This is a genomic window from Vibrio sp. 1F279 (assembly GCF_041439815.1).
Lineage (GTDB): Bacteria > Pseudomonadota > Gammaproteobacteria > Enterobacterales > Vibrionaceae > Vibrio > Vibrio tasmaniensis_A.
On the sequence record NZ_JBGOOU010000011.1, the window covers coordinates 126,917 to 147,101 of the forward strand.

At 41.8% G+C, this 20,185-nt stretch carries 21 protein-coding genes, 1 pseudogene and 1 riboswitch; of the genes and pseudogenes, 14 read left to right on the forward strand and 8 right to left on the reverse strand.

The window, feature by feature from the left end; genetic code table 11:
- The first annotated feature begins 206 nt into the window (after positions 1-206).
- Entirely contained in the window at positions 207-1,478 is a 1,272-nt protein-coding gene (locus ACED60_RS10760) for an N-6 DNA methylase (protein WP_371727496.1), read from the forward strand.
- A gap of 30 nt (positions 1,479-1,508) precedes the next feature.
- On the opposite strand, the gene ACED60_RS10765 is transcribed toward ACED60_RS10760, so the two are convergent.
- From ACED60_RS10765 to ACED60_RS10780, 4 genes are all read right to left on the reverse strand, one after another.
- A complete protein-coding gene (locus tag ACED60_RS10765; RefSeq protein ID WP_371727497.1) occupies positions 1,509-2,276 on the reverse strand; it encodes an MAE_28990/MAE_18760 family HEPN-like nuclease in 768 nt (255 codons plus the stop codon).
- Positions 2,276-3,361 (reverse strand): DUF262 domain-containing protein, encoded by a 1,086-nt coding sequence (locus tag ACED60_RS10770; protein ID WP_371727498.1) that lies wholly within the window; start codon positions 3,359-3,361, stop codon positions 2,276-2,278. Before ACED60_RS10770 ends, ACED60_RS10765 begins: the two co-directional genes overlap by 1 nt.
- Positions 3,362-3,427: 66 nt before the next feature.
- The gene (locus tag ACED60_RS10775) at positions 3,428-3,625 is read right to left on the reverse strand and encodes a bacteriocin (protein ID WP_371727499.1); all 198 of its coding nucleotides are present in this window, start codon (positions 3,623-3,625) and stop codon (positions 3,428-3,430) included.
- 289 nt (positions 3,626-3,914) lie between these two features.
- Complete coding sequence (locus ACED60_RS10780; RefSeq protein ID WP_371727500.1) at positions 3,915-4,589, reverse strand: glutathione S-transferase family protein; 675 nt, start codon at positions 4,587-4,589, stop codon at positions 3,915-3,917.
- 507 nt (positions 4,590-5,096) lie between these two features.
- On the opposite strand from ACED60_RS10780, the gene ACED60_RS10785 reads away from it, so the two are divergent.
- The 13 genes and pseudogenes from ACED60_RS10785 (at position 5,097) to ACED60_RS10845 (ending at position 16,901) form a co-directional block, all read left to right on the forward strand.
- Positions 5,097-6,194: a YdcF family protein gene (locus ACED60_RS10785; RefSeq protein WP_009844828.1), complete on the forward strand. Its 1,098-nt coding sequence runs from the start codon at positions 5,097-5,099 to the stop codon at positions 6,192-6,194.
- A 130-nt stretch (positions 6,195-6,324) separates the two neighbouring features.
- Complete coding sequence (locus ACED60_RS10790) at positions 6,325-6,576, forward strand: DUF2999 family protein (protein ID WP_009844829.1); 252 nt, start codon at positions 6,325-6,327, stop codon at positions 6,574-6,576.
- 422 nt (positions 6,577-6,998) lie between these two features.
- On the forward strand, positions 6,999-8,027 hold the full coding sequence (locus ACED60_RS10795; protein ID WP_371727501.1) for a DUF4382 domain-containing protein: 1,029 nt from the start codon (positions 6,999-7,001) through the stop codon (positions 8,025-8,027).
- 179 nt (positions 8,028-8,206) lie between these two features.
- Positions 8,207-8,935 (forward strand): helix-turn-helix domain-containing protein, encoded by a 729-nt coding sequence (locus ACED60_RS10800; RefSeq protein ID WP_371694553.1) that lies wholly within the window; start codon positions 8,207-8,209, stop codon positions 8,933-8,935.
- A gap of 85 nt (positions 8,936-9,020) precedes the next feature.
- Positions 9,021-9,938 (forward strand): DMT family transporter, encoded by a 918-nt coding sequence (locus ACED60_RS10805; RefSeq protein WP_371727502.1) that lies wholly within the window; start codon positions 9,021-9,023, stop codon positions 9,936-9,938.
- A 98-nt stretch (positions 9,939-10,036) separates the two neighbouring features.
- Positions 10,037-10,148: riboswitch (TPP riboswitch) on the forward strand.
- Positions 10,149-10,244: 96 nt separating this feature from the next.
- Entirely contained in the window at positions 10,245-11,153 is a 909-nt protein-coding gene (thiD, locus tag ACED60_RS10810; RefSeq protein ID WP_371727503.1) for a bifunctional hydroxymethylpyrimidine kinase/phosphomethylpyrimidine kinase, read from the forward strand.
- On the forward strand, positions 11,143-11,901 hold the full coding sequence (locus ACED60_RS10815; RefSeq protein WP_371727504.1) for an ABC transporter ATP-binding protein: 759 nt from the start codon (positions 11,143-11,145) through the stop codon (positions 11,899-11,901). Before thiD ends, ACED60_RS10815 begins: the two co-directional genes overlap by 11 nt.
- Positions 11,902-11,974: 73 nt before the next feature.
- Positions 11,975-12,709 (forward strand): annotated as a pseudogene (locus tag ACED60_RS10820) (ABC transporter permease); the annotation flags it as partial.
- A 114-nt stretch (positions 12,710-12,823) separates the two neighbouring features.
- Positions 12,824-13,780, forward strand: a complete 957-nt coding sequence (locus ACED60_RS10825; protein ID WP_371727505.1) for an ABC transporter substrate-binding protein — start codon at positions 12,824-12,826, stop codon at positions 13,778-13,780.
- Positions 13,781-13,788: 8 nt separating this feature from the next.
- Complete coding sequence (tenA, locus tag ACED60_RS10830) at positions 13,789-14,469, forward strand: thiaminase II (RefSeq protein ID WP_017109110.1); 681 nt, start codon at positions 13,789-13,791, stop codon at positions 14,467-14,469.
- A gap of 28 nt (positions 14,470-14,497) precedes the next feature.
- Complete coding sequence (gene thiM / locus ACED60_RS10835; protein ID WP_371727507.1) at positions 14,498-15,283, forward strand: hydroxyethylthiazole kinase; 786 nt, start codon at positions 14,498-14,500, stop codon at positions 15,281-15,283.
- Between the two features lie 483 nt (positions 15,284-15,766).
- Positions 15,767-16,795: a hypothetical protein gene (locus tag ACED60_RS10840; RefSeq protein WP_371727508.1), complete on the forward strand. Its 1,029-nt coding sequence runs from the start codon at positions 15,767-15,769 to the stop codon at positions 16,793-16,795.
- Complete coding sequence (locus ACED60_RS10845; RefSeq protein WP_017083874.1) at positions 16,776-16,901, forward strand: hypothetical protein; 126 nt, start codon at positions 16,776-16,778, stop codon at positions 16,899-16,901. Before ACED60_RS10840 ends, ACED60_RS10845 begins: the two co-directional genes overlap by 20 nt.
- 382 nt (positions 16,902-17,283) lie before the next feature.
- Here ACED60_RS10845 and ACED60_RS10850 read toward each other — a convergent pair whose 3' ends face one another.
- From ACED60_RS10850 to ACED60_RS10865, 4 genes are all read right to left on the reverse strand, one after another.
- A complete protein-coding gene (locus tag ACED60_RS10850) occupies positions 17,284-17,646 on the reverse strand; it encodes a hypothetical protein (RefSeq protein WP_017083873.1) in 363 nt (120 codons plus the stop codon).
- On the reverse strand, positions 17,621-17,782 hold the full coding sequence (locus tag ACED60_RS10855) for a hypothetical protein (RefSeq protein ID WP_158008979.1): 162 nt from the start codon (positions 17,780-17,782) through the stop codon (positions 17,621-17,623). The genes ACED60_RS10850 and ACED60_RS10855 overlap by 26 nt, the downstream gene beginning before the upstream one ends.
- Positions 17,783-17,900: 118 nt before the next feature.
- Positions 17,901-19,334, reverse strand: coding sequence for an XRE family transcriptional regulator (locus tag ACED60_RS10860; protein WP_017083871.1), 1,434 nt, complete (start codon positions 19,332-19,334; stop codon positions 17,901-17,903).
- Positions 19,331-19,774 carry a hypothetical protein gene (locus tag ACED60_RS10865; protein ID WP_102556165.1) on the reverse strand — a complete coding sequence of 148 codons (444 nt, stop codon included), beginning with the start codon at positions 19,772-19,774 and terminating at the stop codon, positions 19,331-19,333. The genes ACED60_RS10860 and ACED60_RS10865 overlap by 4 nt, the downstream gene beginning before the upstream one ends.
- Positions 19,775-20,185: the final 411 nt, after the last annotated feature.

Below are 20,185 nucleotides of genomic sequence, written 5' to 3' on the forward strand. Positions count from 1 at the left end.
TCGAATAGTTTGAAAATCAAGAGCCGCTTTTTAGCGGCTCTTTTTTTGTTTGGGACTTATAAAAACATTATTTAGTGGGAACGTATCAAGACCGGAAGTTGTATATTTTTTATCCCTTTAATATCAACAATTTAGTAAATGTTTAAATGTGTGTTACGTACACGCATTGTGATATCATAGAGACATAATTCCCTGCAGTTTTTTGTATGAACCAGTTAAATAAACACAACACTTCTCTTCGTGATTTACTTGAACTAGAAGAAAACCAATTAGATTCCAATATCTTAAGCTCACTAGTCGACCTTGATTCTATCGATCTCGTCTTAAGGGAATGCTTAACTATTGATGAAATGAGGGAAGCTGGAAGTTTTTTTACTGGTTCGGAATTGGCGGCATCAGCTGTAAATGCCTTTCAGTCACCTATAACGTTCGATTCTGTGGTATTGGACCCAACGTGTGGCGCTGGTAATTTGCTTATTGAATGTTCGCGAAGGTTAGATGTGGAATCTACTCTGTCTGAAACACTTAATAAGTGGGGGAAGGTTCTTCATGGGTTTGATATCCATGAATCTTTCGTTGAAGCTACACGACTAAGAATAGTTATTGAAGCTTTATACCGAGGTGCAAAAAAAGACTGCAGTATCGATACTGCTATAAAATTTCTTACCAACATCAAACATCAAGATGCTTTGGCAGTATGTCCTGACTCTATCAGCAATGTGACCCATGCAATAATGAACCCTCCTTTCACTATATGGCCATCTCCAAAAGAGTATTATTGGAAAGAAGGTAAAGTGAACGCTGCTGGTATTATTTTTGACCAATATTTAAGGGTGCTTTCAGAAGATTGTCAAGTCAGTGCAATTCTGCCAGACGTACTTCGTTCAGGTAGTCGTTACGAGGACTTTAGAAGTTTTTGTTCTAGCTTATTTGAAGCTCAATGCTCAGTTTGGGGAAGTTTCAACACAAAGACAAATGTTGACGTATTCGTATTGTCAGGTGTGATTAAACACGAAGGTACAACACAAATCGCTTGGTTCGAAGATATTGGAGAATATACCAGATTATCGGATCTGTTTGATGTTCGAACTGGCCCGTTAGTCGCGTATCGAGATGCAAAAGAAGGGGAGAGCTATCCTTATTTTCATCCTAAAAATTCAATAGCTTGGAATATTATTACTCAGGTTGATGAAGAACGAAAATTCTCGGGAACAGTACTTATGCCACCATTTATAGTTGTAAAAAGAACTTCTAGTCCTAGTGACCGTTATCGCGCGTCTGCCAGTATTATTCATGTGAAAAAGTTAACAGCGGTTGAAAATCACATGATTGTTGTAACTCCTAAAAGTGGAACTCTAAAAGACTGTAAGAAACTACTAAAAATATTAAAATCAGATAGAACGAATGTTTTTTTGAATGATAGAGCTAGAATGCGCCACTTGACAGTATCTGTGGTAAAAAGCATCCCGATAGATTGATATAATTGAAAATTTATCGGGATTTATAGATTATTTGTTAAATAATATTTTCATATTTCTCTGTAATAACGTAGTCTGATTTTCTCTCCTGATTCTAGCTTTATTTGTGTTTTCATATAAATAAAAATAATTCTCAGAATAATGTGTAAGTTCAGACTGTACATACTCCATTAACATGAAGATAAAATCTCTCACCTTATAAATGTTTTTTAAGCTGAGATCAAATTCTTGTGAGTCTGGATCTACTTTTGTTCCATGTCCTATTGCATTTCTTTGGTTTAACAGATTCTCATCAATATATTTTTCACGACCTTTTATGATAACTATTTCACCAATACCAACAATTTTAAGAAATGAATTGAGAATTTTTAAATTTAGATTGTCATGTGTGTTGATGAAATCTTTATTCTTTTCTTTAATAATTGAATTTGGAAGATTGAACTTAGCTTCATTGGAATCGTAAAACTTTTCTACTAAATTTAGTTCGTTTGTCAGAGTTAACGAATTATTTGACTCGTAAGCACTTTTTATCTGGCCTTTTAGAGATATGGCTTCAAAGTTGAAAGTTAGATTTCTCAACGGGACTTTTTGGTCAGAAACATATTTAAGGTAATGCTTACATGCATTTTTGACGTAGCCTTCCCAGTGTGAATAGATCAGAAGAACAGCTGATTTCATTATCAAATGTTCATTACTGCTATTTGCAAGAAACAACTGGTCACCAATTTCTTTCTTTCTCCAATCTAAGTCTTCTATCAAGTGGTCTAGAAATACTTCTAAATTATCTTGCTTGGCCATTAGCTGAAATATTCAATTGTAAATTGGTTAATGTCTTTGTATCTTTTGATCGCTCTTACACCGCGGCGGAATGAATCGGTCACAGCTTGTTCGCTATATATATCTTTGATTAGTTGACAGATTTCGTCGTCGCATTTTTCTTCTAAACTAGAAATGTTTTTTGATATGCCTATAGTTAACATTTCATAGACAGACACGTTGAAACTTCCTCTGAACCTTGTGCCATCAAATTTTTTGAAAGAGCTATCTGATAGTAACCTGTCAAGTAGAATAAAAGTTGCCTTAAAGTCATTAATAAATGCTTCTCTATCAGCAACTTCAATCAATCGAACGGTTTCCTTATCAATGAAATCATCAAGAACAATTTTGTTGATTGATCCATAGCTAGAATAATTAACTTTATTAGTATAACCAATAAAGGTTCTTAGAATGAGCTCCATGTGTTCTTCTTTTTCAAGGTCATCTTCCTTCAAAGAAATACAACTTAGAAATTCAGGGAAGTTTTTTAGGTCGTTGAGAATGTCGAAAAATGAAGCGTCGATCATTAAAATTACACAGTTTCTAACTTCTTGTGCCGTTAAGTGTGATCCGCCAGTATTTAGCCTTTGAAATAGTTCATATGGAGCTTCTGTACTACTTTGAGATAAAATGATACTTACGCTTAATTTTGAACGACGGATCAACCGTTGAGTCGACATCGGTAGCGTATCCCATGTTTGACCTTCGAGGGCAGGGATGTAATTGCAAGTGTCTAATACTAGAGGGTCATGCCCTTCTAATACGCCAAAGAGTTGAAAAATTGTAGATAGACGCTGTACACCGTCAACAATGTTCCATGTATGGTCTTCGTTTTGAGCAACAAATAATTCTGGGATAGGTATTCCAATTAAAATTGATTCAATCAATTTAGTTTTCTGATGATCTTCCCAGCGAAACAATCGTTGGTACGCAGGGTCAAGAATCAGGTCTCCATCACGATATAGATTTACGAGCTCACCGATAGACATAGAATAACCATCTGTTCTAACAGTGTGGGATGCGCTTTCTATTTGCTCTACAATTTTATCTTGGATTTCTGTTGCCATCGTTTTTCCATTTAAATATTTGATAATGAGACACTAAATAGATCTAGGTGTATATATTACTAGAAATTATACCACCGTTACTTTTATCACTAACGTAACTCTTCCCATAACCTTTACTTTTAGAGTCGCTCCGTTAGAGTTGGTCGCTAGCATCTTGCCTGGTAAGCTCTGAATGTCGTTATCTACTAGGCCTGTGTTACTTACTGCTTTGTGAGCGCCCTTATCGACAACAAATGTATATCCATTGTGCTCGATGCCCATCATATACAAACCACGCTTAGATTGACTTAAAAGCTCGTTTCAAAGCCTATGAAATGTTTAATGACATATAGAATATCATTATGATCTCATATCAAGTAGCTCTAAATCTGTATTTTATGACTTACAACAGTTACTTACGGGTTTTAGGCCAATTATGAATGCGTTAGTTTGGGTTGTTGAATAGAGATAGAAGTTATTGAACAAGGAGGGAGGGGACTTTGACTTATAGGCACTCTAGGGAAAAGCGGCTCAGTAGGTTACCACTGAGCCCTATTATCAGACTTTACTTCTTTTACTTCGCATAATTCGAAGGAAACAGTGCTCGTTTCGCTTCTTCATCACGTTCGGTTTTAAATTCGATGTCTTTGCCTGTTTCGCGGGCGCGCAGTGCAGCAGGGCGAGTGTTGATTGCGTTAAACCAACGCTTCAAGTTCGGGTAAGGTTCTAAGCCTTCTTCACCAAGCACGACTGGTGCTTTATCAATCCAACCCCATGCAGCGACATCGACAATGGTGTACTCATTTCCGACGAAAAACTCACGACCTTCCATGTGCTTCTCTAACACTTCGTAGTGACGTTGTGCTTCGCGAAGATAACGATTTACCGCGTAATCTAAGCCTGCTGGCGCTGCATGACGGAAGTGTACAGACTGCCCAGAGTATGGACCAAGTCCGCTGGCGATAAACATCATCCAAGAGAGCAGTTCGGCTCTGTCTTCTGGTTGTCCACCAAGCTTGCCTGTTTTCTCTGATAGGTACAAAAGGATAGCGTTTGAATCGAACACGCGTTGCCCATCGTCTTCAATGGCTGGTGTTTTACCGTTCGGGTTAATCAAACGATATTCCGGAGTGTGCTGCTCACCCTTTAAGGTATCAACAGGAACGAGTTCAAAATCTAGGCCTGTCTCTTCTAGAAACAGAGCGATCTTCATTGGGTTGGGTGTTTGGTGAAAATAAAACTTAAGCATGGGGTAACTCCTTGTATTGGTAATTCATTAAAGCACCACTTGAACGGTCGTTCAATAATTGATTTCAAATTGTTTGAAAATACGTCGATTCGTATTTAGAAGCCATACGTTTAGAACTTCGTTATCAGGGGGGAGAATTAGCATCGAACAATTCAGTGTGCTGGATTTTAAGTTGCTGAAAAAAGGAGCTTAAATCAGCTTAAAGCAGCTTTTTTGATTCGTCGTTTTATGTGGAGTTTGGCTTTGTTATGGGTGGTTTCTGCGGAATAGGGCGTATGTAATCCTCAGTTAGATATTCCAAAATTACCGATGAATTTCCCTTTAAACCAAAATTATCTCGATACACAGGCTTATTGGTAAGTTCAAAATCGTGATCTGTTGCCACACCTTATGCAACAAATGAATATTAACCTCGGAGATTCTGGTGTGGTTCACAGTTTTTTAATCTTAGGGACTTACATTGGTGAGCAAATCTGATGTGAACACTTAACGACACAGGATCTTTCCATGAAAAAGAATATTATCGCCCTCGCTCTTGGTGGCATGCTCGCTTTTGGCGCAACACCTTATTCTTTTGCTGCTAACGATGGCGCAGTACAGGCTTCAGCGGATTACGCGCAGTTGGTGACTAAGCGACAAGTTGTCGACCAATTACTTCTTGATGCGTTGCAGGCGTTTAAGTCTCCGGCAAGAATTTCTCACGCGGGCTTCACGGCTAAAATGCCAAGCAACATGGAAATAGTGACTAACCGATTGTTAGAAGCTTACCAGCTAGAACCTTACCGTACTGATTTGTTGATCTCGGCAGCGAACGCTCAGATCTACAACAAGAACGCAGAACGCGCTATTGAGTTGTTTGAACAAGCACTGACGGTTGCGCCAGACGATGTCGACCTTCATGCGTATCTAGCGGTTTGGCAGCGATTTGAAGGTAATGACAGTGAATCGAATAAGCACATGGAGAAGCTGGAAAGCCTGAATAAAGGCAAAGCAGAAGACATCAAACGTATCTTTGCTACGGTCGACCGCGTGTTAGAAACTCCTCTTAAAGAGTCTGCGGATAAGGGACTGTTGAGCGACCACGGTGCCATTGTTACTTTGGGTTACGCGCTTAACCCTGATGGTTCTATGCATGAGATCTTGATTGAACGTCTTGAAACGACATTAGCAATGTCGAAAGCGAACCCAGACGCGATGATCGTGTTAACCGGCGGCGTGCCTAAGAACCATAAGACAGAAGGCAAGTTAATGGCGGATTGGCTTATCTCAAAAGGGGTAAGCAAAGACCGTATCATTGAAGAGAACTACGCGACCAGCACGGTAGGCAACGCCTTGTTCAGTAGCTATGCGCTTGCTCGCCATGATATTAAGCACGCGACCATTATTAGCTCGGCAAGCCATGTTCGTCGTGGTCAAACTCTGTTTGAAATTGCGAGCTGGCAAACGGGTCCTCAGGGCATTACCTTCGATACGGTTTCTTACCCAGATAAGCCATTAGAAGATCTTAAGAAAGCGAGCAGTGGTGAGCTTCTAGGCATCTACCGTGACGCACTGAGAACGTATGGTATGTGGAGCTACCGCTCTTACCCATTAGAGTCTCGCTAAGCCCAAGGATTATTTGCGTTTGGGAAAAGCACAGTTCGTGTTAAACCAAAGCTTCACTTGCTAGTACAATCGAGCACAGCTAGATGGTATGCTGTGCTCCTACTTAATTTAGTGTTTCAAAGGCAAAAAAATGAACCCGATTTTAGCAATGTTGAAAGAGAACAATATTAGCGACGAGCAGATCAGCGAGATATTCAAAACGTTGACCGAGAACCCTCTTGCAGCAATGGCGACAATCAGCCAACTTGGTTTACCACAAGATAAGCTTCAAATGCTGATGGGTCAGGTAATGCAAAACCCTGCGCTAATCAAAGAAGCAGTTGAAGAGCTTGGCCTAGATTTTTCTAAGGTTGAAGCCGCTAAAGAGCAACTTCAAAAATAAGTGAGTTTGACTGAGCTGATATCGTCTTAGCTTAATCAAAATTCAATGAAAAGGTCGTTTAAGTTCAGCAATAGGCTGTCTTAACGGCCTTTTTTGATCTTGGTGGCGATTATTCACTTTGATCAAGTTGCTTACATTCATCCTCTCCGACTCTATACATACCGACCATTCCACCACAATTGACAGCAACCTTGCCAAATACGTGCGACTACTGACAATTTACTTACTAGACTTAATTAACCTATGTGCGACCTGATATGTGCACCTTGATGAACAGAGTTTTTGGATGAAGACAGCCCTAAATAACAGGGCTAACTGATTTGGGCCATAAGCGCGGTTTGTCCATGAGTCACATTAAGGAAAAGAATAAGAGGGCAACAAACTAAGCCCTCTATTAAGCAGTGATTTATAGGACATGAGTTATGAAGTATTTAAAGGAAACCGCTTTAGCAAGCCTTGTGCTGGCTGGGCTTGTTGGTTGTGGCGGTGATTCAGGTTCATCAAGCAGCACGACACCTATTACCTTGAGCGTAAGTGATGCGCCCATTGATGATGTTAAAGACGTCACTGTGACATTCAGTAAGGTGGCTTTACTTCCGGGACAGGGAGGTACGCCATTGGTTTATGACGTGTATAAAACGGACGAAAACGGTAACTACGTGGACAAAAACGGCGATCCATTGCCAGATGGTGAGGATCCGATTCCATTAAGTGTGAATTTGTTGGATTACCAAGGTAGCGAGGCGCTTCCTTTGATTGAAAATGAGGTCATTCCGGTAGGCAGCTATAAGTTGTGTGTGTTTGCGAATGATGGCGATCATCCAACAGATCCATCTTACGTGGTAGAAAATGATGATACGAATCGTGAGTTAACGGTGAAAGGTAATGGGGCGTGCCCGCAAGGTGTGGGTAAAGAAGATAACGCAGGTGTACTTTACTTTAATGATTCATTTAACGTGAACCAACAAAGTAACGACTTTGTTGTCGAGTTCGATCTTCGACGTGGGCTAAAGAACAGTTCAAGTCTCCCTGATTACACCATTCAAAGAACGTCTGTGAGCCTTATCAATACGGTTGAGACAGGAAACATTGAAGGTACTGTAGCGACAACAACTTTTGGAGCTTGTAACCCTACAAATGACAATACATTCGTTCAGTCGGTGTACTTGTATGAAGGTGACATCGTTAAAGCTGACATGGCACCAATTGGTGGTCCAGCGGAGAAAAAACCGATCACTTCAGCGTCAGTGACATTGAATAAAGCGAAGACCAACTATGAGTTTTCTCTGGGCTTCATTGATTCAGGCACTTACTCTTTAGGCTATACCTGTACTGCACAGCATGACAGTGATGAAGACAATGCCGATCCGGTTGCTGATGGTTTTGAAATCTATGCTGTTGAAAATAGTGTTCAGGTAGTGATTGGTCAGAACAGCCAAGTATCGTTTTAAACCTTTAACGTGATTTACCACTCTAATAAATACGGCCTCTCAATTAGAGTAGAGGCCGTTTTTGATCATGTCACCTAGCTAGCATGAATTTGATGCGCATTAAGTGTGACTCTAGGGAAGTGATAATGTAACTTTGTATCTCTTACTTTAACCTAGCGAAATGTACTCCGGCGTTGCTCATGAAATCTAGCTTAAGCATTCGATCTTACACCAAGCAATTTAATACCCATGCTCATGATGACCATCATCAATTGGTATTGCCGATCCAAGGCAGTATTAATATCGAAATGGTGGGGTATGTTGGCAAAGTGGCCGTTGGCGAATGTGTGGTGATTCCGGTAACCACAGCGCATGCGTTTAAGGCGGATGAAGCCGCGCGGTTTATTGTCGCGGATATGGCGGAGTTGCCGCAGCATTTGTTAGAGCATGAGCTCTCGGTTTTCACGATAACGCCACCTTTGATGAGCTTCTTATTGTTTGTTGAGAAGCAGTTGGAATATCAGGTCGATAGTGGCATTGAGTCATCAGTTTTGGATGTGTTTTCATTGCTGTTAGAGCAACAACAAGTCAGCAAGAGTATCGACCCAAGAATCCGTACGGTACAAAGGCTGATAGCGGATAATTACGCCCAACCTCTCTCTATTTCACAACTTGCAGAAACGGCCTGTTTGAGTCCCACTCAATTCAAAAAACGCTTCAAAGAGTGCTTGGGCATCAGTGCGCTTAAATACATCACTCGCTATCGTATGGAGAAAGCTCAAGCCCTGTTAACCCATACCGATTTACCGGTTCAATTGATTGCTGAAAACGTGGGTTATAGTGATGTTTCTGCTTTCAGTCGTCGCTTCTCTCTGCACTCTGGGATGTCACCAAGGGCGTTTCTGGGCTCAATGAAAGAGAGTCTTTAGAAACAACAATAGCGTCCGTTCTGCAAACTAATTTTAAGGCATCTTCACTATTATCTATTTCAGAACTGAAAATTGGGTAATAGAAATGAATCTTGCCATCAATCGCGTTAACGAATTCCAAACGGGCACTTTAGCCATCTTGTTTGCTTCTATTTTATGGGGCACGACAGGCACCGCCGCAAGTTTTGCTCCTGATCTAAGCCCATTAGCAATTGGCGCTTTTTCTATGGGCGTCGGTGGCCTAATGCAAGCGGGCTTGGCGTATCGAAAAATCCTATTCGCTTTCGACAAGCTTTTACAGAACAAGAAGCTGTTGGCAGCGAGTACTTTGGCTTTGGCGGTCTATCCTTTAGCTTTCTATTCTTCAATGAAATTATCAGGTGTGGCGATTGGTACCGTGGTTTCGATTGCGACCGCACCTTTCTTTTCGGCACTGTTAGAGTGTCTGATTAGCAAAAAGAATAATATCAACAAACGTTGGCTCACTAGCTTTGCGATTGGTGTGGTAGGTATTGGATTGTTGGTGTTTTCAGAATCTTCATCGGCGAACGAATCCGGTGATGATCTCAAGCTGTTAGGTATTGGCTTAGGTCTGGTCGCTGGGTTGTGTTACGCCATTTATTCTTGGGCGACAAAAGCACTGATCGATAAAGGGATTAAGTCACAAGCGGCGATGGGCAGTATTTTTGGCCTCGGTGCGATGCTGTTGCTGCCAACGCTCTGGTTTACTGGTGATAACCTGTTTTCCTCACAGACCAACGTATTAGTCATCAGTTATCTTACGTTGATTCCACAATGCTTGGGTTATATCGCGTTCAGTTTTGGTTTACGCCATGTGACTGCGAGCAGTGCCAATCTGCTAACCTTGTTTGAACCGGTAGTTGCAGCGGTGCTTGCCGTCTGTGTTGTCGGTGAGTTGATTCCTTTTACAGGCTGGTTAGGTATGTCTCTGATTGTGCTGTGCTTGTTTATACAGTCGAAGCCATCTAAAGGAACGTTATAAGTATTTGTTTTGTTTTGCCTAATTGAAATATTTTCATGTGTAATTCTTATAATTGAATAAAATCAGTATCTCAGTTGTGAGAGTGCTGTTACTATCGCTATCAATAGTCGGGGGGCACATACCTTATTTGGTGTTTGCTGAGATCGTTAATCGAGACCCGTTGAACCTGATTCAGTTAACACTGGCGTAGGGAACTATAAGCACTCGATCTACGTCTGCACCCATGAAAGCTTTCATGAGCCTAATGCGACTTCTCCTTCGATCAGTGTTCGTTCTCCTACGTCTTGTAAGATAGTAGGAGCGACAATGACACACAGTTCTATTTCAAAAGATTTAACGCCAAAAGCCTCAACTCCAAAATCCTCAACACAGCAGCACTCTGCTGAAGGCACGATTCGCACGAATACTCCGATTGTTTTAACCATCGCGGGTTCTGACAGTGGCGGCGGTGCCGGTATCCAAGCTGATATTAAAGCCATGTCTGCTACCGGTAGTTTCGCTTGTTCGGTAATTACCGCTATCACTTCTCAGAACACGCAAGGCGTTTCCGCCATTTTTCCTATTCCACTCGACCATGTCGCTAGCCAGTTAGATGCGGTTTTTACTGATCTGAATATCGTAGCTGTGAAAGTCGGCATGTTGGCCGATTCGCAAATCATCAAAGTCGTTGCTGAAAAGATTAAGCAGTACCAACCTAAGCATCTTGTGATTGACCCTGTAATGGTCGCGACAAGTGGCGATCTTCTTCTAGAAAACTCAGCTATCACCACGCTGAAACAAGAGCTGATTCCGCTGGCAGACATTATTACCCCTAACTTGCCAGAAGGCGCCGCGCTAACAGGCAAGCCGGTACCTGAAAGCGAAGCCGAAATGCAGGGCATGATTGAAGATTTACGCGCACTAGGTGCTAAAGCCGTTCTTCTCAAAGGCGGTCATTTAGAGAAAGATGAGAACAGTAACGATTTACTGATTCTGCCAACCACATCTGCTCTGATTAGCGCGAAGCGTTTTCCTACTAAAAATACCCACGGCACGGGTTGTACGCTCTCATCTGCCATTGCTTCTTTCTTGGCTCAAGGCAACACGCTTTCAGAGGCTGTTGACCTAGGAAAACAATACATTTCGCGCGCAATTGCTCACGCTGATGAGTTGCAAGTCGGTCAAGGCCATGGCCCTGTAAATCACTTCTTCGCTGGGCACGGTAATGTCCGTTAATACGATTGGCGTTCAACTCAGCAATGCCTCTTTACGTTATAACGACAGTGAGCACGCGACCTTGTCTGGGTTGTCGCTTAGCTTAAACGCAGGTAAGTGGACTGTGCTACTTGGTCGCAGTGGGTGCGGGAAAACCACGGTATTGCGATACCTAGCGGGTTTACTCGATGACAAAGTTGAATGGCAGGGCACATTGGCAACCTCTGATGAACTGCCTCTAACCGATCGCATAGCATACATGGCGCAGCAGGATTTGTTACTGCCATGGCTGTCGGTTATCGACAATGTTTGCCTAAGTCATCGCTTTCAAAATCTAGTTTCTGATAAAGCACAGCAAACCAATCACGCACTAGAGTTGCTCGCTGCGGTTGGTTTGGCTGATCACGCGGATGCTATGCCGGATCAATTGTCTGGAGGTATGCGTCAGCGAGTTGCTTTGGCTCGCACCTTAATGCAAGACAAGCCTGTTGTGCTGATGGACGAACCGTTCTCTGCGCTGGATGCGGTAACAAGACACAAACTACAGAGCTTAGCGTGTGAGCTGTTAAGAGATAAAACCGTTGTGTTGATCACCCATGATCCACAAGAAGCGGTGCGCTTGGCGGATAATTTGTATGTGTTGCAAGGCATACCTGCGAATGCTCAGTCTTTATCTGTGCCTCTCACATCAACACCACGAGTGTTAGACGGTGAATGCGCTGAGTTACAACAAGCGATCTTAGATCAGTTGGAGCGTGACTATGAATGATCTAACGCGAAGCGAAGTTGGGGTTCGTTCAACCGACATACAGGCTAGCACTGAACGTCCTCGCCAGATGAATCCCGTTATGCGTTTGCTTATCAGCAGTGCTGTGATTCTCGGCTTATGGCAACTGGTGGTGGTTATCTTCGAGATGCCAAGCTTCATTCTGCCAGCTCCCGCAGAAGTCTTCATCAAGCTAATTGAACGCTACGATGTGTTACTTAAACACACTTGGGTGACTGCGCAGGAGATCTTACTTGGTCTATTGCTCGGTTTATCCATGGGGCTGTTTTTCGCCCTACAGATGTTGATGTTCGAGCCGCTGAAACGTTGGTTGTTGCCTATCTTAATTGCTAGCCAAGCGATCCCTGTGTTTGCGATCGCACCAGTGTTGATGTTGTGGCTGGGTTATGGCATCGCGTCAAAAGTGGTGATGGCGGCGATCATTATATTCTTCCCTGTGACGACCTGTTGCTACGACGGCCTGCGAAATACTCCGACAGGCTATCTCGATCTTGCCAAAACGATGGGCGCATCGAAATGGCAATTGCTGCGTTATATCCAACTGCCTGCTGCGTTGCCAACATTAGCGTCTGGCATTCGTGTGGCGGTGGTTATTGCCCCAATTGGCGCGGTCGTCGGCGAGTGGGTTGGTTCGAGTGAAGGGCTGGGTTATCTAATGCTACAGGCCAACGCGCGAATGATCATTGATGAGATGTTTGCGGCCTTGTTTATCTTGGCGGTGCTGTCTATCTCGCTCTACTTCATCACAGACAAGTTACTCAAAAAAGCTATCCCTTGGGAGAACCAGTAATGGTTCGATAACACTTGTTTAATAAAGCTTCGCTCACGCTATTTATCTAAACAAAACTTCGTTAAAAATTAGCTCTATAAACACAATAATAATATTCAAAAGGAAAGGTTAACCGTGAAAAATACAAAATTGATAGGTGCAGTGGCACTGCTTGCTTCATTGGTTTCAGGTCATGCTCTAGCGGACTCTGAACAAAAGAAACTGACGCTGATGTTGGATTGGTTTGTGAACCCGAACCATGGCCCGATTGTGATCGCTCAAGAGCGTGGCTACTTCGCTGACCAAGGCTTAGAGGTTGAAATCCAAGAACCAGCAGACCCAAGCACGCCAGCAAAATTGGTTGCGGCAGGTAAGGTCGATTTAGCGGTAACTTACCAACCAAGTTTAACTATGGATGTGGCAGCGGGTCTTCCTTTGGTTCGTGCATCAACCCTTATCGCGACGCCACTGAATACGTTGATGGTTTTAGATAATGGCAAGAACGATTCACTAGCGGATCTGAAAGGCAAAAAGATCGGTATTGCGATTGCGGGTAACGAAGAAGCGACCATCGGCACCATGCTAGCTCAAGAAAATGTTGCGTTTACAGACGTGCAAACCATCAATGTCGGTTGGGCACTGTCGTCTTCATTGGCATCAGGCAAGGTAGACGCAATTTGGGGTGGCTTACGTAACTTCGAAACTAACCAGTTAGCCCTAGAAGGCTTTAAAGCGAAAGCATTCTTCCCAGAAGAGCACGGTGTACCCGCTTACGACGAGCTTATCTTTGTTGCGAACGCAAAGCAGCACGACGATGAAGCGATCAAAGCGTTCAACAAAGCATTGGAACAAGCAACGACTTACATTGTGAACCACCCACAAGAGTCATGGGGTGAGTTTGTGGCGTATTCACCAGATACGTTGAATAACGAGCTTAACCAACGCGCATGGAACGACACACTGACTCGTTTTGCCCTTCGCCCTTCTGCAGTGGATATGAAGCGTTACGACGATTACGCGCAGTTCATGTTCGACAAAGGCATTATCAAATCACTACCAAAAGCCGCTGATTACGTACCGACTTTTGACTAAGGAATCTCATGAAATACCAAGACTTAATCCAAGCCTGTCAGCAAGATTGGCAAGACTACACCGAGCATGATTTTGTTAAAACGCTGGCAAACGGCACTCTCGCTCAGCCGTGTTTTCTGCATTATCTAAAGCAAGATTTTCTGTTCTTAAAACAGTATGCCCGCGCTTATGCATTGGCAATTTACAAGGCAAAGACACTGGCTGACATGCGTCGTGCACTGCCTAGTGTTCATGCTCTGCTAGATTCTGAAATCTCTCACCACGTGACTTACTGTGGTCAGTGGGGTTTAACCGAATCGGATTTAGAAAACGAACCTGAAGATTTCGGCACAGTTGCCTACACGCGCTACGTTCTAGATGCGGGTATGACGGGTGATCTTGTCGACTTATATGCGGCATTGGCTCCGTGTTCAATTGGTTATGCCGTGATTGGTAAAGCACTTCTAGAAAGTAGCGATACCGTTTTGGAAGGCAACCCATATGCGAGCTGGTTGCAACTGTATGGCGGTGAAGAATTCCAGTCTGGCGTAGCAACGGGCGCGGAATACTTCAATCAACTGCTTGCTGAAATTGATATCAACAGCGAGCGCGGTCAGAACATCGTTCATATCTTCAAAACAGCAACACGTATGGAAGTGGCTTTTTGGCAGCAAGGCTTGAATGCACTTAATGACTCAACCGCAGCTTAAAGCGACTTTCACGAATAAGGATTAATCCATGCTAACTGAACAAATCATCCAATCGCTGCGCGCAGTACGAGAGCAAAAACCGTTGGTTGTAAACATCACCAACTACGTCGTGATGAACAATACGGCCAATGCGTTATTGGCGATTAGCGCTTCACCTATCATGGCGCACTCGAAACAAGAACTGGCTGAGATGATGTCTTTCTCTGGCGCTTTGGTGATCAACATCGGCACGCTCGACAGCGTTTGGACGCCAAGAATGTGTTTTGCTGTAGAACAAGCCAACGCGAACAACAAGGTAGTGGTTCTTGACCCTGTGGGTTGTGGCGCAAGTACGCTGCGTACCGAGACTTCTCGTGAAATTGCACGTTTAGCGGATAAGTTAATCATTCGTGGTAATGCGTCTGAGATTATCGCGTTAGCGGGTGAGCAAGCACAGAGCAAAGGCGTTGATGCGCTAGATAGCAGTGATGCTGCATTAGGCGCAGCGCAATGCTTAGTCGCTGAATACGGTGCGAATGTGGTGATTTCTGGTGAGACAGATTACGTTGTCACCAAAGACAGTGTTGTGACGTTAAACAATGGTCATCCAATGATGCCGTATGTAACCGGCATGGGTTGTACCTTAACGGCATTGACGGGCGCATTTGCTGCTGTTGGTGATGAAAGTGGTTTGGCTGCTGCGGCGGTATTGGGTGTGGTTGGTGAAATCGCGGCGGAAAACTCACGTGGCCCAGGTAGCTTGCAGATGAACTTGCTTGATGAGCTGTATCAACTCGATGAAGAGACACTGATTCAACGTTTAAAGGTTCAGTAGGCTTAATCTAGTTCTAAACTCAAAACTGATCGTTCTACGTTAGAACTTAACCGAACTAAACGACTGTCTTGTATTTCAATGTGTTAGCGAAATATCAATAGGTTACACGATTAATTTCAGTATATAAAAACATATAGCTTTGCATTTAGGGGGATTTTGTCGCCAATTTGTCGCCATAAAATCTTCTCTTTAATAAGGATAAATTGTTGGAGAGATAAAAGTTAATTCGAAGTAGATTCACAGGAAGTTAAAACCATCGGCAAGTTCTGGCTAGAGCAATTTAAGGCGTTTGAGTTAATTTTTACGTTTTAGGTTACGCAAAGCAACTTGAAACTAGAAGTGTTGGGGGATTTATGGTTGTCTTATCTTCTTGTTGCATAACCAAGTATCAATGCTTTACTACCAATGACTGTATTATATTGATAAAATACCGCGAAACGCCAGAAAGTTGGTAATTATGCTAGACAATAACGTATCCAAACTATGAAAGTGATTATTTTATCAGGTGCTGGGCTTTCTGTTCCTTCAGAACTGCCTGCATATGAAGATATTAAAAATACACCTGAATACCAAGCATTCCAAGGAGCTTCACCTTGTGAAGTATTGGCTCTTGTAAAGAAAATTCGGCATAAATATGAGCAATTTTTACCGAATCGAGCACATTACGAATGTATGTATCTCGAAACATATTGTCAATCACTAGGAGTTGAGTTTCTACATTACACTTTAAATATTGATGACTTAATTGAGAAAGCTGGAGGGAGTGCGGTACATCTTCATGGTTGTATAAATGAACCAGACAGTATCGTTAAATGCAAAGATGTCCCTTGTGTAGACCTTTTCAATATTGAGTGGGAAGTAAACGATCTCCTAATAGTACTTGGTGTTAGTAACAATGGTTTTCCTTTAGCTGCATTAGAGGCAAATGCTTTGGCGTCTGGAGCTAAATTTGTAAACTACAACATTGTTTCTAATAGTGAAACTAGTAATCCTACGGTAATCGGTGATGTTTCAGAAGTATTCAAGTTTTTAGATCATCGAAACTTACCACCTATAGAGTTAACAGAAGTTGATTTAGGTTTTATTGTTTATCAAATAGAATGCAACATCATGGAGAGCGAGTACACTGTTTACCTAACTCCGTCGACAGAAGGTGACTTTAGTGATGGTAGGCTGGAGGATACCGAAGACCGAATAGGAATGAAACTCAACGAAAATTGTTTTGAGATTAAGTTTGACTTAAAGTCAAACATCGAAAATCAAACACTCTTTGAGCAACCAGAAAGAGCGATTACTAGACAGCAGTTAAACCTTTTAGGTAGAGTCATAGCAGCTTTGATCCTGTCACATTCGAGAAGTAAAAATGTGATTGTTTATACGGCTTCTGCTGTAGATGAAAGGCTAGTATTGTTCTATAATTTGCTTGCAAGGAAGTACGCAGATCAACTAGAATATGATTCATGGTGTAGTTTTGGCACTGAAGGAATAAATTATGCGTTTAAAAAAAAATGAAGTAACTAACAAACGTAAGCTTGAAGCTATGCGTAAGTTGTCGCAAGCTTGTAATGCTGCAATTAAAGCTGGTAAAGCAAAGAAAATTACTCTTTCTCCGCAATGAGCTATTACTTGTACCTAATTCATAAGACCGGCCATGAGCTGGTTTTTTTGTATTTAAAAACGCCATAACTCTTAGTCAGATTTAACTAGCAAGCAAAATATGTCTAGAAATGGATAGTTAGAGCTTCGTTGTTTGTTGAAGAGGTTATGATAGAAAACTCGTTTAATGGCTAATGAATAGCACTGTTTAGAGCTAAAATGGAGTGTCGTAGTGAAAGCCGCTTCAATTGAAATGAGCTTTGAAAGTATGATTTATAGATTAACATCAAAAAAAGAAAGTAATCAGTTTAGCTAGTAAGCAAAGCTACCGTTACCTTGTCGAAGTTTTCGGAAGCTTTGACTTATAGAACTGATAAATAATCCCTCTTCATTTGAATCTGAGTTTATGCGTGTTGGTAGTGCCTAGTTTGGAATTCAAGCAAAGAACTAACTTCGCGTTTAAGATCGCTGGTTAAACCCCATTGTTTGGCTAGTTTTTCACATTTTGATGTTACTGCTTCAGCGAATTGTAATAATTGGTCACGTAGATTACACAGCTGCTGCTTTACAGCAGTAGGAACACAATTAAACCGCATTAGCTTATCAACCAAGTAACCAGCACGTTTCAAAGCTTCTTTCCTCAAGTGTTCTACAGTCGGTACGAAAGACTCATGCCAAACAGCCAACGCAACTGTTTTAACATCTTCAGGCGATGCATTAGCGAAGTCATTTGATACTAGTCTATTGAATACTCTCTGTGTCTTCATTAGCTTCTAACTCTTTCATGATGGCAATTGCGTGATCTACGTTTAATCGTAGGCTAGCTTCTGTTGCCGAGTATAAAATTGCTTCTTCAGCTTGTTCACTGAATTCTTCGAGCGTGAACAACCATTCCTTATTCAACTATAAGCCTGTTAAATGACAATTAGGTGAAAATAAACAAAAAACGTTTAGTTATTAATGCTCTAACTCCGAACTAAACTGACCTAAAGGCTGGCTTTAAAAAGAATTAAAACTTTACTTACGTGTATATGGCTTGTTCAAAGAACTCTCTATCAAACTCATCCATATCTTCAATGGATATGTGCTCTTTAAGTTTTGAGTTGCACACTTCTCTAGGATCACAGTTTTTTTGTTGTAAGTTGTGAGCGGTTCCCCACCAAGTCGATTTTCGACCGACCTTTCTTTCCATAATGTCATGTTTGTTTGCAACTTGATTCGCCAAGACACCGCAATCTAAATCATATTGCTCTGCTATCTGTATGACAGCATTTTTGAGCCATGCAAGGTTACCATTCGCGCTTGCAAAACACATATTGACGTAATTTTCCGCTTCCATCCCTAATAATACTTTAGAAGCGAACTTGTTAGCTTCGATCTCCTCCTGATCTAGCCTTCTTTCATCACTGGTTTCACTTAACTCAATTAATGAAAATTCACTTAATTCTGGTCGTTGGCTAGCGTGATATAGCTCATGCAGTAAATCAAATGACCAGCGGGAAGTATGGAGTGTCTTTTGTTTGAGTACGACAATATTTCGGTGTGATATTCTCCAGGTTGCGCCATGAAATGCACCTGAATCATTTAAGCCGAGAACGATAACACCTTTATCATAGGCATGAGAAAGTAAAGACTCAAAACTAACATCACCGTACTTGCCGATTATTTCATTTCTGATGATTTCAGCATCTTCATTTAATACTTCTTTAGGCTTGTTGAAGTATCTAATAGCTAATTTAGCAACAGTATAAGCATATTGTGTATATGCGCTTGCGTATTGCTCATTAGCCCCTGCGGGCATCTTAAATCTAGCAACTAATGCTCCATCTCGTCCTATAGATAGAGGTTCATCACCAAGAAGTTGTTCTTTGGTCCACCCAAAAATGGTACTGACTTTCTCACAAACTCTTTCAACCCAAGAATCGCGATCAAAGTTATGTATTTCACGCGGAGCTATCCTCTTTTCAATGAAAGATTCCTCTAACCCGGCATCGGATAACTTAGCTAATAAAAGATTTTTAGTTCGGGATGCTTTCGGTAAAAAGACATCTTCAGTTATCTTTAAGTCTAGAGCTCTAATTATAGAAACGATGGTAGAGAAGCTTGCTGATGAATACTCAGTATTTTCGTATCGTTGTATTTGTTGTTCTTTCATACCTAGCTTTTCAGCAAGATCTTTCTGAGTTAAGCCCAAATATATTCTTGAGCGAATAAGAGCCTTTGGTAAATCAGCAATATTATCGACATCGAAAACAGCAAACTCCCCTGATAGGAGTTGTTCGTACTCTTCTATTTCCTTCAAGAGGTCGTCTCGTTGAAAAATAAGAGCATTTTTTTGTGCTTGCATAAGAAGGGGATGAGTGTCGCTTGTACCCTCTTCAAGAGCATGGATAGTAGTATTGAATTCTTGTACTTGATTTTTCGTTAGTGCGAGTTGTCTTGAGTTTTTAATCATTGCTCACCCCCAATATTAATCGCCACAATTCCCTTTTTTTGACCTGTATTTTTATCTTGTTGGAAAAAGTTAAGGAAGGTCTTACCGCTAGCACCTTCTGGTATTTCTGCTGGGAAAACATCACCTCTATACTTAAGTTCAATCTCATTCCTATGTGCGGGAAGCGCTAGTAGTAAACAAGCGTCTAATTTGTTTGGGTCGACGCCTTGAATGCTCCAAGCCATATCATAATCGCCAGGTATTTCCTTTTCGGTAACAAAGCTGCCATCAACATAAATTAAATTGCACCCTGCTGAGCCCAAGTTCTTGATTAACAAACTTAGCCCATCGAGTAACCATGCTCTTTTGGCGTTGTAACCAAAACGGTCAATCAATTCTTGCATTGAGGCGTAGTGAATACCCTCAGGAAGATTTCCTTGCTCGTTAAACTCAGGAATCATAACCCAACTTTATTGTTGTGTAATTATTGTAGTCTATTTACCTTGAAATATGAATAAAGTTAATTGGTTTTTTTTGAGCGGGAGGTGAGTAGTAAATCTAAATTAGGGTAGGAACTAGCTCACAGCGTAGGGGCGACGATTTGCTGAGGGGGCAGATTTGCTGAGGGGGCATCAAACACGAAAATGCCCCATTGTTGGATAGACCTTTTACTCATTCGCATCCTATTTATGTGAGTTTTCCCTACTAAAAATCATCTGAACCAGAATAGTAATTATTGTACTGGGATCTGCTAGCAACAAGGTAAGCGCGCCATAAACCCCGCATTCTAATCTTTCAGCGCGAAGAATAAGATCAACTCTCCAACCCAAAGGAGAGTTGAAATGGCAAAACGACGCACCAACCTAGAATGG

What these genes read in the sequence shown, in the direction of transcription:
- ACED60_RS10845 (WP_017083874.1), top strand. Translation starts at nt 16,776, where the DNA reads ATGCGTTTAAAAAAAAATGAAGTAACTAACAAACGTAAGCTTGAAGCT.
- ACED60_RS10760 (WP_371727496.1), top strand. Translation starts at nt 207, where the DNA reads ATGAACCAGTTAAATAAACACAACACTTCTCTTCGTGATTTACTTGAA.
- ACED60_RS10840 (WP_371727508.1), top strand. Translation starts at nt 15,767, where the DNA reads ATGAAAGTGATTATTTTATCAGGTGCTGGGCTTTCTGTTCCTTCAGAA.
- thiD (WP_371727503.1), top strand. Translation starts at nt 10,245, where the DNA reads ATGACACACAGTTCTATTTCAAAAGATTTAACGCCAAAAGCCTCAACT.
- ACED60_RS10795 (WP_371727501.1), top strand. Translation starts at nt 6,999, where the DNA reads ATGAAGTATTTAAAGGAAACCGCTTTAGCAAGCCTTGTGCTGGCTGGG.
- ACED60_RS10790 (WP_009844829.1), top strand. Translation starts at nt 6,325, where the DNA reads ATGAACCCGATTTTAGCAATGTTGAAAGAGAACAATATTAGCGACGAG.
- ACED60_RS10785 (WP_009844828.1), top strand. Translation starts at nt 5,097, where the DNA reads ATGAAAAAGAATATTATCGCCCTCGCTCTTGGTGGCATGCTCGCTTTT.
- ACED60_RS10775 (WP_371727499.1), bottom strand. Translation starts at nt 3,625, where the DNA reads ATGATGGGCATCGAGCACAATGGATATACATTTGTTGTCGATAAGGGC.
- ACED60_RS10805 (WP_371727502.1), top strand. Translation starts at nt 9,021, where the DNA reads ATGAATCTTGCCATCAATCGCGTTAACGAATTCCAAACGGGCACTTTA.
- ACED60_RS10815 (WP_371727504.1), top strand. Translation starts at nt 11,143, where the DNA reads ATGTCCGTTAATACGATTGGCGTTCAACTCAGCAATGCCTCTTTACGT.
- ACED60_RS10860 (WP_017083871.1), bottom strand. Translation starts at nt 19,334, where the DNA reads ATGATTAAAAACTCAAGACAACTCGCACTAACGAAAAATCAAGTACAA.
- thiM (WP_371727507.1), top strand. Translation starts at nt 14,498, where the DNA reads ATGCTAACTGAACAAATCATCCAATCGCTGCGCGCAGTACGAGAGCAA.
- ACED60_RS10765 (WP_371727497.1), bottom strand. Translation starts at nt 2,276, where the DNA reads ATGGCCAAGCAAGATAATTTAGAAGTATTTCTAGACCACTTGATAGAA.
- tenA (WP_017109110.1), top strand. Translation starts at nt 13,789, where the DNA reads ATGAAATACCAAGACTTAATCCAAGCCTGTCAGCAAGATTGGCAAGAC.
- ACED60_RS10850 (WP_017083873.1), bottom strand. Translation starts at nt 17,646, where the DNA reads ATGAAGACACAGAGAGTATTCAATAGACTAGTATCAAATGACTTCGCT.
- ACED60_RS10770 (WP_371727498.1), bottom strand. Translation starts at nt 3,361, where the DNA reads ATGGCAACAGAAATCCAAGATAAAATTGTAGAGCAAATAGAAAGCGCA.
- ACED60_RS10865 (WP_102556165.1), bottom strand. Translation starts at nt 19,774, where the DNA reads ATGATTCCTGAGTTTAACGAGCAAGGAAATCTTCCTGAGGGTATTCAC.
- ACED60_RS10800 (WP_371694553.1), top strand. Translation starts at nt 8,207, where the DNA reads ATGAAATCTAGCTTAAGCATTCGATCTTACACCAAGCAATTTAATACC.
- ACED60_RS10780 (WP_371727500.1), bottom strand. Translation starts at nt 4,589, where the DNA reads ATGCTTAAGTTTTATTTTCACCAAACACCCAACCCAATGAAGATCGCT.